The sequence below is a fragment of the Nonomuraea sp. K271 genome (assembly GCF_009908215.1).
GTDB classification, from domain to species: Bacteria; Actinomycetota; Actinomycetes; order Streptosporangiales; family Streptosporangiaceae; genus Nonomuraea; species Nonomuraea longispora.
The window spans coordinates 34336-46722 of the sequence record NZ_JAAAHR010000062.1; the positions used below are offsets into that span (position 1 = coordinate 34336).

Annotated in this window: 17 protein-coding genes and 1 pseudogene; 10 read left to right on the forward strand and 8 right to left on the reverse strand. The window is 70.5% G+C overall.

The features are described 5' to 3' along the window. Nucleotides 1-693 carry a response regulator transcription factor gene (locus GUY59_RS22055; RefSeq protein WP_132337127.1) on the reverse strand — a complete coding sequence of 231 codons (693 nt, stop codon included), beginning with the start codon at nucleotides 691-693 and terminating at the stop codon, nucleotides 1-3. Continuing rightward, nucleotides 690-1862: a sensor histidine kinase gene (locus GUY59_RS22060; protein ID WP_132337158.1), complete on the reverse strand. Its 1173-nt coding sequence runs from the start codon at nucleotides 1860-1862 to the stop codon at nucleotides 690-692. The genes GUY59_RS22055 and GUY59_RS22060 overlap by 4 nt, the downstream gene beginning before the upstream one ends. A gap of 134 nt (nucleotides 1863-1996) precedes the next feature. On the opposite strand from GUY59_RS22060, the gene phoU reads away from it, so the two are divergent. Further along, the gene (gene phoU, locus GUY59_RS22065) at nucleotides 1997-2638 is read left to right on the forward strand and encodes a phosphate signaling complex protein PhoU (RefSeq protein WP_138201475.1); all 642 of its coding nucleotides are present in this window, start codon (nucleotides 1997-1999) and stop codon (nucleotides 2636-2638) included. Nucleotides 2639-2669: 31 nt separating this feature from the next. Here the strand turns inward: phoU and GUY59_RS22070 are convergent, their stop codons facing one another. The 3 genes from GUY59_RS22070 to mshA are packed head-to-tail and all read right to left on the reverse strand — an operon-like array spanning nucleotide 2670 to nucleotide 5231. Beyond that, nucleotides 2670-3413: a phosphoglyceromutase gene (locus GUY59_RS22070; RefSeq protein WP_132337131.1), complete on the reverse strand. Its 744-nt coding sequence runs from the start codon at nucleotides 3411-3413 to the stop codon at nucleotides 2670-2672. Nucleotides 3414-3423: 10 nt separating this feature from the next. Next, complete coding sequence (locus GUY59_RS22075; protein ID WP_138201476.1) at nucleotides 3424-3915, reverse strand: YbjN domain-containing protein; 492 nt, start codon at nucleotides 3913-3915, stop codon at nucleotides 3424-3426. A 38-nt stretch (nucleotides 3916-3953) separates the two neighbouring features. Continuing rightward, on the reverse strand, nucleotides 3954-5231 hold the full coding sequence (gene mshA, locus GUY59_RS22080; RefSeq protein ID WP_442939003.1) for a D-inositol-3-phosphate glycosyltransferase: 1278 nt from the start codon (nucleotides 5229-5231) through the stop codon (nucleotides 3954-3956). A gap of 131 nt (nucleotides 5232-5362) precedes the next feature. On the opposite strand from mshA, the gene GUY59_RS22085 reads away from it, so the two are divergent. Further along, entirely contained in the window at nucleotides 5363-6106 is a 744-nt protein-coding gene (locus GUY59_RS22085; RefSeq protein WP_138201478.1) for an SDR family NAD(P)-dependent oxidoreductase, read from the forward strand. A 24-nt stretch (nucleotides 6107-6130) separates the two neighbouring features. Continuing rightward, the gene (locus tag GUY59_RS22090) at nucleotides 6131-6937 is read left to right on the forward strand and encodes a class I SAM-dependent methyltransferase (RefSeq protein ID WP_138201479.1); all 807 of its coding nucleotides are present in this window, start codon (nucleotides 6131-6133) and stop codon (nucleotides 6935-6937) included. Between the two features lie 83 nt (nucleotides 6938-7020). On the opposite strand, the pseudogene GUY59_RS48880 reads toward GUY59_RS22090, so the two are convergent. Next, a pseudogene (locus GUY59_RS48880) lies at nucleotides 7021-7113 on the reverse strand (macro domain-containing protein); the annotation flags it as partial. A gap of 70 nt (nucleotides 7114-7183) precedes the next feature. Here GUY59_RS48880 and GUY59_RS22100 point away from each other — a divergent pair. The 5 genes from GUY59_RS22100 (at nucleotide 7184) to GUY59_RS22120 (ending at nucleotide 9864) form a co-directional block, all read left to right on the forward strand. After that, entirely contained in the window at nucleotides 7184-7516 is a 333-nt protein-coding gene (locus GUY59_RS22100) for a YnfA family protein (RefSeq protein ID WP_132337139.1), read from the forward strand. A gap of 84 nt (nucleotides 7517-7600) precedes the next feature. Then, on the forward strand, nucleotides 7601-7957 hold the full coding sequence (locus GUY59_RS22105) for a BlaI/MecI/CopY family transcriptional regulator (protein ID WP_132337141.1): 357 nt from the start codon (nucleotides 7601-7603) through the stop codon (nucleotides 7955-7957). Beyond that, on the forward strand, nucleotides 7954-8859 hold the full coding sequence (locus tag GUY59_RS22110) for a M56 family metallopeptidase (protein WP_138201480.1): 906 nt from the start codon (nucleotides 7954-7956) through the stop codon (nucleotides 8857-8859). Before GUY59_RS22105 ends, GUY59_RS22110 begins: the two co-directional genes overlap by 4 nt. 60 nt (nucleotides 8860-8919) lie before the next feature. After that, the gene (locus GUY59_RS22115) at nucleotides 8920-9411 is read left to right on the forward strand and encodes a helix-turn-helix domain-containing protein (protein ID WP_132337144.1); all 492 of its coding nucleotides are present in this window, start codon (nucleotides 8920-8922) and stop codon (nucleotides 9409-9411) included. A gap of 3 nt (nucleotides 9412-9414) precedes the next feature. Continuing rightward, nucleotides 9415-9864, forward strand: a complete 450-nt coding sequence (locus GUY59_RS22120; protein WP_132337146.1) for a hypothetical protein — start codon at nucleotides 9415-9417, stop codon at nucleotides 9862-9864. Nucleotides 9865-10048: 184 nt separating this feature from the next. On the opposite strand, the gene GUY59_RS22125 is transcribed toward GUY59_RS22120, so the two are convergent. Next, nucleotides 10049-10852, reverse strand: coding sequence for an enoyl-CoA hydratase/isomerase family protein (locus GUY59_RS22125; RefSeq protein WP_138201481.1), 804 nt, complete (start codon nucleotides 10850-10852; stop codon nucleotides 10049-10051). Nucleotides 10853-10942: 90 nt separating this feature from the next. Between GUY59_RS22125 and GUY59_RS22130 the strand changes: the two genes are divergently transcribed. Further along, on the forward strand, nucleotides 10943-11530 hold the full coding sequence (locus tag GUY59_RS22130) for a TetR/AcrR family transcriptional regulator (protein ID WP_138201482.1): 588 nt from the start codon (nucleotides 10943-10945) through the stop codon (nucleotides 11528-11530). A gap of 103 nt (nucleotides 11531-11633) precedes the next feature. Next, complete coding sequence (locus GUY59_RS22135; RefSeq protein ID WP_132337151.1) at nucleotides 11634-11999, forward strand: DUF2516 family protein; 366 nt, start codon at nucleotides 11634-11636, stop codon at nucleotides 11997-11999. Here the strand turns inward: GUY59_RS22135 and GUY59_RS22140 are convergent. Next, the coding region (locus GUY59_RS22140; RefSeq protein ID WP_171055405.1) for an SGNH/GDSL hydrolase family protein at nucleotides 12000-12387 on the reverse strand (388 nt) is incomplete at its 5' end.

Consider the following 12387-nt stretch of genomic DNA (forward strand, 5'->3'; position numbering starts at 1 on the left):
TCAGCCTTCGACGGCGTCGAACTTGTAGCCCAGGCCGCGCACGGTCAGGATGCAGCGCGGGTTGGACGGGTCGGACTCGATCTTGGCGCGTAGGCGCTTGACGTGGACGTCGAGGGTCTTGGTGTCGCCGACGTAGTCGGCGCCCCAGACCCGGTCGATGAGCTGGCCCCTGGTCAGCACGCGCCCGGCGTTGCGCAGCAGCACCTCCAGCAGCTCGAACTCCTTGAGCGGCAGCTGCACCTGCTCACCGCGGACGGCGACGACGTGCCGGTCGACATCCATGCGTACGGGGCCGACGGCGAGCACGGCCGTCTCCAACTCCTCGACGACGTCTCCCTGGCGGCGCAGAACCGCGCGGATGCGGGCCACCAGCTCGCGTGAGGAGAACGGCTTGGTGACGTAGTCGTCGGCGCCCAGCTCAAGGCCGACGACCTTGTCGATCTCGCTGTCCTTGGCGGTCAGCATGATGACCGGCACCTTGGAGCGCTGGCGCAGCGAGCGGCACACCTCCGTGCCGGGCAGCCCCGGCAACATCAGGTCGAGCAGGACCAGGTCGGCGCCGTTGCGGTCGAAGGTGTCGAGCGCCTCGGGCCCGGTCACCGCGACCGACACCTCGAAGCCCTCCTTGCGGAGCATGTAGGACAGGGCGTCGGAGAAGGACTCCTCGTCCTCCACGACGAGCACTCGGGTCATTTGGCGGCCTCCAGGGGAATCGAGGGTGGTACTGCCACCGCCGTGCCGCCGAACGCGGGCAGGCGGAGCGTGAAGGTGGAGCCGGACCCTTCCTTGCTCCAGACGGACACCTCTCCCGCGTGGGCGGCGGCGACGTGCTTGACGATGGCGAGGCCGAGGCCGGTGCCGCCGGTCGCCCGTGACCTGGCCGCGTCGACGCGGAAGAAACGTTCGAAGATGCGTTCCAGGGCCTCCTCGGGGATGCCGATGCCCTGGTCGCTCACGCTGATCTCGACGGAGTCGCCCGCGGGCCGCACGCTCACGACGACCCGAGTGTGCTCGGGGCTGTAGGCGACGGCGTTGTCGATCAGGTTGCGCAGCGCGGTGACGAGCAGCTCGTCGTCGCCCCAGATGCGCAGGCCCTCGGTGCCGCCGGTGACGAGCGTGATGTCCTTGGCGGCGGCCCTGGTGTTGCAGTGGTCGACGGCGTCGTTGACGGCCTCGTCGATGGAGACCTGGCCGGGGGTCGGGATGGGTTCGGCGCCCTGGATCCTGCTGAGCGTGATCAGGTCCTGGACGAGGTAGTTGAGCCGGGCGGTCTCCAGCTGCATGCGACCGGCGAAGCGGGTGACCGCCTCGGGGTCGTCCGCCGCGTCCTGGATGGTCTCGGCGAGCAGGCTCAGCGCTCCCACCGGGGTCTTCAGCTCGTGGCTGACGTTGGCGACGAAGTCGCGGCGCACGGCCTCGACCCTGCGCCGCTCGGTCTGGTCCTCGGCCAGCACGAGCACCTGCCCGTGCGAGCCCAGCGGCGCCACGCGGACGGCGAAGCTCGTGGTCTCCTGGCCGAACTTGTGCCCGGCGACGTCGATCTCGCTCTCGCGGATCTCGCCGTCGCGGCGCACCTGCCTGGCCAGCGCGAGCAGTTCGGCGGCCATCAGCCGCTCCCCCTTGACCAGTCCGAACGCCCGCGCCGCCGAGCTGGCGCGCAGCACGCGGTCGTGCGCGTCGAGCACCACGGCGGACGACGGCAGGACGGCGAGCACGGAGGCCACCCCCTGCGGCAGCGCCGCCCCCGTCTCCACGCCGTCGTTCGCGGCCGTGCGGCTCGGGGCCTCGATCTGGTTGCGGTAGAACAGGACCGCCAGGGCGCCCACGACGAACCCGGCCAGGGCCGCGAAGCTCATGGCCATCTCACTCATGACTTCGATGGTAGGCGGCCTTTCCCGCAGGACAGACCCCCTCATCAGGGGATGAACGTGGCTTTCCTGGAAAGTTCATCTGAGCGTTGGAGTTCGTTCATCGTCGCCCCCGTACGGTGAGCGGCATGCGCGACGCGTACCACGAAGAACTCGATTCGTTGACCGACAAGCTGGTCGAAATGACCAGGCTCGTCCGCTCAGCCATCTCCCGTGCCACCACGGCGCTCCTCGACGCCGACCTCGCGCTCGCCGAGAGCGTGATCTCCCGTGACGAGGAAGTGAACTCGACGTTCGCCGACATCGAGGCGTCGATCTTCGAGCTGATGGCCAGGCAGCAGCCGGTCGCGGTGGACCTGCGGATGGTCATCACGGCGCTGCGCATGGGCACCGACCTGGAGCGGATGGGCGACCTCGCCGTCCACGTCGCCAAGGTCGCCCGCCTTCGCCACCCCGACTCGGCGATCCCGGCGGAGACCCGCTCGACCATCGTCGAGATGGGGCAGATCGCCGAGAACCTCGTCACCAAGGCCGGCAGCTGCGTGGCGTCCAGGGACGTCGACTCGGCGCTGGAGCTGGAGCAGGACGACGACGCGATGGACCGGCTGCACCGGCGGTTGTTCAGGAACATCCTGGCCAAGGACTGGCCGCACGGCGTCGAGCCGGCGATCGACATCACGTTGATCGGGCGCTATTACGAGCGGTACGCCGATCACGCCGTCAGGGTGGCGGCGGACGTCGTCTACCTCGTGACGGGGTCGCGCCCCTGACCACCGGCCCGGCCCGACGCCTCGTCGCTGGTCAGCGGCCCTGGTTGGCGACGGCCTCGATGGCCGCCTTGGCCGCCTCGGCGTCGAGGTAGCGCCCGCCGCGCACCGCCGGGTTGTAGTCGGCGTCGAGGTCGTAGACCAGCGGGATGCCCGTCGGGATGTTGAGGCCGGCGATCTCCTCGTCGCCGATGCCGTCGAGGTGCTTGACCAGGGCCCGCAGGGAGTTGCCGTGGGCCGCCACCAGGACGGTGCGGCCGGCGGCGAGGTCGGGGACGATTTCGTCGTACCAGTAGGGCAGCATGCGCTCGACGACGTCCTTCAGGCACTCGGTGCGGGGCATGAGTTCCGAGGGCAGCAGGGCGTAGCGCGGGTCGCCGGCCTGGGAGAACTCGTCGTCGTCGGCGATCGGCGGCGGGGGCGTGTCGTAGGAGCGGCGCCAGAGCATGAACTGCTCCTCGCCGAACTCCTCCCTGGTCTGTGCCTTGTTCTTGCCCTGCAGGGCGCCGTAGTGGCGTTCGTTGAGCCGCCAGCTGCGCTTGGCGGGGAGCCAGAGCAGGTCGGCCGCCCCCAACGCCAGCTGGGCCGTCTGGATGGCTCGGGTCAGCAGACTGGTGTGGACGACGTCAGGCCGGAGCCCGGCTTCCTGGAGCAGCTTGCCGCCCCGGCGTGCCTCGTCCTCGCCCTTGGCCGACAGGCTCACGTCCACCCAGCCGGTGAACAGGCCCTTCGCGTTCCAGTCACTCTCGCCGTGCCGTAGCAGCACCAAAGTCGCCATACGCCCAATCCTAGGGGCGCTCCGCCCTGGCCGGGTCGGCGAAGCGGGCGAACGCCTGCAGGTTGGCCAGCGACTCGCCGCGCTTGGCCCGCCACTGCCACTCGCGTCTGATCGACGAGGCGAAGCCCAGCTCAAGGGCCCGGTCGAACCAGTCGTCGGCATACGTCAGCACGCAGCCGAGCAGCCGGTCGATCTCGTCCTCGTCCACGGCGGCCAGGGGAACGCGCCCGACGAGATAGACGTCGCCGACGGGGTCGAGGGAGAAGTGCACGCCGTACATCGTGCCGTTCTTGCCGAGCAGCCAGCGGTAGAACTCGGCGTGGTTCTCGTCGGGCCGGCGGCAGAAGAACGCCTCGACGTGCAGGACCGTCTCTCCGACGATCAGCCAGGTCATGGTGGCGAGCTTGTGCTGCCCGGGCAGTCTGACCAGGAACGCTCCTGGCCGGGGCTCCTCGTAGGAGACGTCCGCGGCCTTGAGCGCGGCTTCGACGACATCGCGCATGCAGCCCAGCATAGGCGGGCCAGAACAATGTACGGGTGCTAGAGGTTCACGGCCACGGGCGTCTTGTGCAGGTTGGCGACGGCGGCCGCGTACACCTCCATGAGCCGCGAGGCGGTGGCCTGCCAGCCGAAGGCGGCGGCGTGCGCGCGGGCGCCCCGGGAGAGCTCGTCGCGGCGGCGGGACCCGGTGACGAGGCGGCGCAGCGCCCCCGCCCAGACGGCCGGATCGTGGCCGTCGACGAGCACGCCGGACACGTCGTGGCGCACGGCGGTACGCAGCCCGCCCACGGCCGCGGCGGCCACGGGGGTGCCGCACGCCTGGGACTCCAGGGCGACGAGGCCGAACGACTCGCTGTAGGAGGGCACCACGGTCACGGACGCGGCCCGGTACCAGTCGGCCAGCTCCTCCTGCGCGACCGGCGGCACGAGGCGTACGACGTCGGCGATGCCCAGCTCGGCCGCCAGCTCGGTGAGGATGGACGGCCGGGCCAGGCCGTTGCCCGAAGGGCCTCCGACACAGGCGACCACCAGGCGCTCACGCAGCGACGGGTCGTCGATGAGCATCCGGGATGCGGCGCGCAGCAGGACGTCGGGCGCCTTGAGCGGCTGGATCCTGCCGACGAACAGCAGCACGTGCGCGTCCTGCGGCAGCCCCAGGCGGCGGCGGGCCGCGCCCTGGGAGCCGGGGCTGAAGACGGTGAGGTTGACGCCGGGGTTGACGACGGCGACGCGCTGCTCGGGGGCGCCGTACAGGTCGACGAGCTCGCGCGCCTCGTCGGCGGTGTTGGCCACCAGGCGGTCGGCGATCTCGACGACCTGTTCCTCGCCCACGACGCGGGCCTGGGGTTCCGGCCTGTCGTCCCGGGCGAGCAGCAGGTTCTTGACCTTGGCCATGGTGTGCATGGTGTGCACGAGGGGCACGCCCCAGCGTTCCTTGGCCAGCCAGCCGACCTGGCCGGACAGCCAGTAGTGGGAGTGGATGACGTCGTAGCGGCCGGGCTCGTACATGGCCTCGGTGCGCAGCACCTCCGACAGGAACGCGCAGAGCTGGCCGGGCAGGTCGCTCCTGTCCATCTCCTCGTACGGCCCTGCGGTGAGGTGGCGGACGAGGACGCCGGGAGCGAGCTCGGCGACGGGGGGCAGGTCGCGGGCGGTGGCGCGGGTGAAGATCTCCACCTCCACGCCTGCCTGGGCCAGCCGTCTGGCGGATTCGACGATGTACACGTTCATGCCGCCGGCGTCGCCCGTGCCGGGCTGGTCCAGGGGGGACGTGTGCATGCTGATGGTCGCGACCCGGTGGACCCGTCGTCGCCTCACTCGACACCACCTCCGAACCAATGACAACCTTCCAAATTTTTGCGACATTCCCGACAGATAGTCACAGTCGGGGTACAACTCCGGCGGGCCTGCCCACGGGCGCGGATCAGCGGTGCTGGCAGGATGAGGGCATGCGGAGAACAGCCGTGGTGACGGGCGCCAGCAGCGGAATAGGGGAGGCGACCGCGCGCCGGCTCGCCGGCGAGGGATACGACGTGGTGGCGGGCGCCAGGCGCCGCGACCGGCTCGACAAGCTTGCCGCCGAGGTCCCCTCGATCACGCCGGTGACGCTCGACGTGACCTCCGAGGAGTCGGTCGACGCGCTGGCGGGCGCGCTCGACCGCTGCGACGTGCTGGTCAACAACGCCGGCGGCGCGCTCGGCCTCGAACCGGTGGCCGAGGCCCGGCTCGACGACTGGCAGCGGATGTACGACACCAACGTGCTCGGCTCCCTGCGCATGACCCAGGCGCTGCTGCCCCGGCTGATCGGGTCGGGGGACGGCGTGCTGGTCATGCTGACCTCGACGGCGGGGCTGGTGTCGTACGAGGGGGGTGGCGGCTACTGCGCGGCCAAGCACGCCCAGACGTCGATGGTCGAGACGCTCCGTCTCGAACTCCTCGGGCAGCCGGTGCGGATCGTCGAGATCGCGCCAGGCATGGTGCGCAGCGAGGGCTTCGCGGTCACCAGGTTCCGCGGCGACGAGGAGGCCGCCGCCCGCGTGTACGAAGGCGTGCCCGGCCCGCTGACCTCCGACGACGTGGCCGAGGCGATCGCCTGGGCCGTGACGCGCCCCGCCCACGTGAACATCGACCGCTTGGTCATCCGCCCCCGCGCCCAGGCCGCGCAGCACAGGATCCACCGCGTCAGTGACTGAGCCCGCCCGCGTGGCGGCCGCCTGATGGGCAGGTCCCCCGCCCGCAGGCCGGTCGGGGCGATCACGAGGGGGACGACCGGGCACAACCGGCTGCGGCGATCCGACCGCTGGCTCGCGGCCGTGCACGGCGGGCGGCTGCGGGCCGCGGTCCGCCCCCTGGTGGTGGACCTCGGCTACGGCGCCTCCCACACCACGACGCTCGAGCTGTTCACCCGGTTACGCCAGGTGGCGCCGGGAGTCGAGGTGGTGGGCATCGAGATCGACCCGGCCCGGGTGGCGGGGGCGAGGCCGTACGAGCGGAAGGGGCTGACGTTCCGGCTGGGCGGCTTCGAGCTGCCCGTGGCCCGCCCGCCGACGCTGGTGCGGGCGTTCAACGTGCTCAGGCAGTACGAGGAGGGCGAGGCCTGGCGCTACTGGGACGTGCTCCGAGGCGGCCTCGCCCCCGACGGCGTGCTCGTGGAGGGCACCTCGTCGGAGAACGGGCGGCGGGCGGTCTGGGCCGGCGTGTCCGGGGAGGGGCCGGTCACCATCACCTTCTCCGCCCGGTTCGACGCCTTCGAGCGACCGTCCGACCTGGCCGACCGGCTGCCCAAGACCCTTATCCACCGCAACGTGCCGGGTGAGCGCATCCATGCGTTCCTGCGGGACTTCGACCACGCGTGGGCGGTGAGCGCCCCCTACGGGGCACACGGACGGCGGCAGCGGTGGCTGGCCGCCGTGCGCGTCCTGGCCGCGTCGTGGCCGGTGCCCCTGAGTCCGCCGCTGGGCGGGCCCGCGAGGTGGCGGCTCGGCGAGCTGACGCTGCCGTGGACGGCGGTCGATCCCCGCTAGGGCGTTCGGAGCGGGACGCGAACGCGGCGCAGGCCCGGTCGTCGAACAGCACAAACGTTCACCACAGACGTCTCCGGCTGCCGCACCGCCTCCAGGGTGTGGATCACCCACCGGGCCGGCAACCGGCCCGCCCCCGTGGCGACCGTCTGCCCGGTCGGCAGGCCCTTGCCGTGGCGTCGCCGAGAACCAGCGTGATCTCCATCCTGCCGAGGATGGCCGCCGCCGGGCTGGCTAACCTCGGCGGTTATGACCGTCGCCAAGTCCGTGCTGCTGTTCGTGCTGGCCGCGCTCGCCGAGATCGGCGGCGCGTGGCTGATCTGGCAAGGGGTGCGCGAGCACCGCGGTGCCGTCTGGATCGGCGCGGGCATCGTCGCGCTCGGCCTGTACGGCTTCGTCGCCACGCTGCAGCCGAGCGCCGACTTCGGCAGGGTGCTCGCCGCCTACGGCGGGGTCTTCGTCGCGGGCTCGCTGGCCTGGGGCATGGTCGTCGACGGGTTCAGGCCCGACCGCTGGGACGTCGCCGGCGCGCTGATCTGCCTGCTGGGCGTGGCGGTCATCATGTACGCCCCCCGCGGCTGACGAACCCCCGCCCGGCACGGCGCGTCAGCAAGGTCACACGCCCCGAATGCCAGCTCGACAGGTTGTAGAGCTACCCTGAAAGGCGTGAAGGGTCTTGGCGAGCTTGAGCGCAGCATCATGGACATCCTCTGGGCGCAGAGCAGTGCGCTGACCGCCCGCGAGGTCGGCAGGCTCATTGCCGACCGCGACCTCGCCCCCACGACGGTGATGACGGTGCTCGACCGGCTCACCCGCAAAGGGTTCCTGGAGCGCACCCGTGACGGCCGCGCGTGGAGATATCAGCCGGCGGAAAGCCGCGACGCGTACATCGCTGAGCTTATGCTGGAAGCCTTGGACATGACGGGTGACCGATCGGCCGCCCTGACCCGTTTCGCCCAGGCTGTGTCGGGCACGGAGGCGGAGATCCTGCGAAGAGTCCTCACGGAGCTGGAGGAAGAGTGATCACGGCAGCGGTGCTGGCGGCGCTCGCCACGGCGTGCGCTCTCGGCTCCTGGCGTTTCACCACGGCCCGGTGGACCTCCCGCGCCCCCCGGCTGGCCGTCATCGTCTGGCAGTCCCTCGGCCTCGCCTGGGGGCTGGCCACGACCGGCGCGATGCTCGCCTTCGCCGTCCAGCCCTACGCCACAGGAGTGCTGCAGGGGCTGATCGCGTTCGGGCGGGGCGAGACACCGCCCGAGGCGTGGGACCCGCTGCACGTGCTCGCCCTGATCGCGGGCCTCACCGCGCTGGCGGTGCTGGTGGTCGTGCTCATCATGGCGGGCGTGCAGGCGCTGCGGGCCCGCCACCGCCACCGCATGGTGCTGGCGCTGATCTCGCGTGACGATCCCGGCGTGCCCGGTGTGCGGGTGCTCGACCATCCCGGCGCCGCCGCCTACTGCGTGCCGGGGCTGCGCTCGCAGGTCGTGGTCAGCGAGGGCGCGCTCAAGCTGCTGTCCGAGGACGAGCTGGCCGCCGTGCTGGCGCACGAGTCGGCGCACGTACGCGAGCGGCACGACCTGGTGCTGCTGCCGTTCGCCGCGCTGCGCAGGGCGCTGCCCTGGTCGAAGGTGGTGGCCGACGCCCAGTCACAGGTGGAGCTGCTCATCGAGATGGCCGCCGACGACCGGGCCCGCCGCTACTGCTCGCCGCGCAGGCTGGCGACGGCGCTGCTCAGGTTCGGCACGGCGGGCGCCATGCCGACGCCTCAGGGCATGCTGGGCGTGCACGCCCAGCACGTCATGGCGCGGGTCGACCGCCTGATCAAACCGGGTCCCGAGCTGGCAGCACCGGCCCGCTACGGATTCATCGCGCTCTCCGTGAGCCTGCTCACCGCCACGCCGTTCCTGTGGGTCATCCCGCTCTAGTGCTTGCTGGAGTTAATCACAGCGTTTGCAATTGCAAGCAGCGCGAGGCAGAATACAGGCATGGCACTACCCAAGGTCGGCTCGATCGGCGAGTACATCCGCGACCAGCGGCAGCAGGCGAAGATCTCGCTTCGCCAACTGGCTGAGGCGGCGGGGGTCTCGAACCCCTATCTCAGCCAGATCGAGCGTGGATTGCGCAAGCCGAGCGCGGAGATCCTCAACCAGATCGCCAAAGGTCTGCGCATCTCCTCGCAGGCGCTCTACGTGCAGGCGGGCCTCATCGAGGACCGCGAGCCGCCGAGCGACGTGATCACCGCGATCAGGGCCGACCCGCTTCTCTCCGAACGGCAACGCCAAGTGCTGATCGATATCTACGAGTCGTTCCGCAAGGAGGCGCCCGCCGGGGACGAGCAGACCTCCCAGCATGCTCATCCCCAGCGCGGCCCCGAAACGGACGACGAACCGCTGCCCGAGGAGTTTCTCGCCGCACTTGAGCCCTACGCGGCGCCCTCCGGCAACGGCAACGTCACCCAGGAAACCAAGGAAGGTTAACCCATGCCGCTCACCACCGAGGTCAAGAAGCTGACCGAGTCCAAGCCGTTCTACGCCGTCGCGGGTGTCGGCGACTACGCCGTCGAGAAGCTGCGCGAGCTGCCCGAGCAGCTGCAGAAGCTGCAGTCGCGCCGCTTCGAGTTCACCCAGGAGCTCCCGGTCAAGGCCCGCGAGTTCACGCAGGAGCTTCCCGTCAGGGCCCGCGAGGTCGCGGGCAAGGCCGAGGGCCTGGCCAGGGAGCTTCCCGAGAAGGCCCGCGGCTACGCCGACCAGTTGACCCACAAGGCCACCGAGGTCTACGACGACTTCGCCGCGCGTGGCCGCAAGGTCGTCAGCAAGACGTCCGGCGAGGCCGCGCTGGAGCTCGAAGAGGTGTCGGAGGCCGCCGAGCCCGCCACCGCCGAGCCCGTCCGGCCGGCCAGGAAGACCCGCACCACCAAGGCCGGGTCCTGACCCAGCCGTAAGGCACGCCCTACACGGGCGGCCAGAACGATGGGGGCGCCACCGATCACATCGGCGGCGCCCCCGCTCGTGCGTGGCACCTGTACGAGCGGATTCACATCGCCGACCGGGTGCCGGAAAAGGGAGATCGCGCGCCCGCTCGCTCACCTCTAGCCCTGAGAGGACGACCGCCCGGCTACCTGCCCTGGAAGGCCGGCGTCCGGCCGTCGCGTGCGGCGGTGAGCGCCTCGACCATGTCTTCGCTCGTGAACGTCAGCAACTCGTGGGCGAGGCCCTGCTCGATCGCCCCGGCCATGGTGTCCTTGAGCAGCCGGTTGACGGCCATCTTGGTGTAGCGCACAGCCAGGGGAGCGCCTGCGGCCAGGCGCCGGGCGAACGCGGTCGCCGCGGGCAGCACCTCGCCGACGGGGCACACGTGCGTGACGAGGCCCAGGTGGGCGGCCTCTGACGCGGTGACGGGATCGCCGGTGAGCAGGTAGCGCTTGGCCAGGGCGGGTCCCATGACCATCGGCCAGATGGCCGCGCCACCGTCGCCTGCGACGACGCCGATCCGCACATGCGGGTCCGCGACGGTCGCCGTGTCCGCCATGAAGATCGCGTCGCAGAACAGCGCGATCGTCGCCCCGAGGCCGGTCGCGTCGCCGTTGAGCGCGGCGACAAGTGGAATCTCGACGTCGAGCAGATCCCAGACGATCCGCCTGGCCACCTGCCGGCCGGCGTCGATCACCGGCAGTCCCTGCTCGCGTTGCCACAGCAGTGAGCCGACCGGGTCTTTCAGCCCGGTGAAGAAGGCCGGCCCAGAGCCGGTCAGGACGATCGCCCTTGCTTCGCGCTCCTCACGCAGGTCGTGGAAGAGGCGGCCGACTTCCTCGTGGATGGCGAGGTCTGAGGTGTTCGCCTCGGCCGGGTCGCGGAAGAAGACTGTCAGGATTTGGCCTGTCCGCTCGAAGCGCATGGTGGTGTAGGCATCCGTGTCCATGTCCACTCTCTCTCAAGACGATAAGGAACCGTTGGGTCCTTACATGTCCGAGTAGTATAAGGAACTCACGGTTCCCAGCAAGGCGGGACAATGGATCAGACAAGACGGCGCAGGGGATCCACGCTGGAAGAGGCCATCGTCGAGGCGGCCTGGGACGAACTGCGCGAGGCCGGATACGCCAAGGCCACCATGAACAACATCGCCAGACGGGCGGGCACCAGCAAGCACGTCCTGTACCGGCGCTGGAAGAACCAACCGGAGCTCTTCCTCGCAGCGCTGAAACGCTTCGCCGCCACGGCCGACGTGCCGGACACCGGTGACGTACGTGATGATCTGGCCGCTCTGCTGGGGCGGATCCGGCAGGTGTTCGACCTGCTGCCCGGCGATCTCATCAGTGGCCTCATCACCGACAGCCGGAACGATGCCGCCCTGTTCGACGAGGTGCGGACCTATGTGATGGGAGAGGGTGTGCACGACGTCACCCGGGTCATCCTGCGGCGCGCGGCCGACCGGGGCCAGATCGAACCCGGCCTGCCGGCCGCACGCATCCTCAGGCTGCCCATCGACCTGCTACGCAATGAATACCTGATGTCACGCGGGCCGCTGCCGGCCGAGACGGTGACTGAGATCATCGACGACATCGTCATGCCGCTCCTCCGGCCGGCCGCACGGCGATGACCCCATCAGAGGCGGGCCTTTCCGCTTCCGGGTGCCCGCGCGCCAGGGGCGCCTATTAGGCTGAAGCCGATTTCCTCGCGGCGTATAGGCGGAGCCAACGACTATGAATCTGATCAACGGTGTGTTCAACCTCCTGTTCCTGGTGATCGCCGCCGTCATTGTCGGCATGTCGGTCTACGCGCTGGTGCACGCGCTACGTGTCCCGACGGACGCGTTCGTCTCGGCGGGCAAGCTGAAGAAGAACCTCTGGCTGCTGATCCTCGTGCTGGCCACGCTGTTCTCCGCCGGAAGCGCATGGAGCTACTTCAACGCGTTCCTGATCGTCGGTGACACCCAGTTCATCGGCATCGGCATCGGCATCTTCTCGATCGCGGCGGTGATCGCGGCCACCGTCTACATCGTCGACGTGAAGCCGGCCGTCAAGGGCATGGGCGGGGGGCGCGGCGGCGGCCCGTACGGCCCCTGGTAGTCAGACCAACTGCGCCGCCAGCCAGGCGGCGATGCGCTTGTGCCCGGCGGCCGTGGGATGCACGCCGTCGGGCAGCACCGCCTCCGGCGGCCAGCGCGTGGCCATGGGGTCGAGGAAGGTCACGTTGTTGCGCCTGGCCACCTGCGCCAAGGCGTCGCGCACCGCGTACGCCTTCGCCGGGGCGGTGTCCAGCCAGATGGGGCCGACCATGACGATCGTGGTGTCCGGCCAGTGGCCGCGCACGACGTCCAGCAGCCGCTCGGCGGCCCTTTCGACGCGGCCGGTCCGCCAGCGCCGGTCGTTGTGGCCGCCCGAGATGACCAGCACGTCGGGCGGCGGCCGCCACGACAGCTCCACCTCGAAGGAACGCTGGAACGCCCGCCCGACC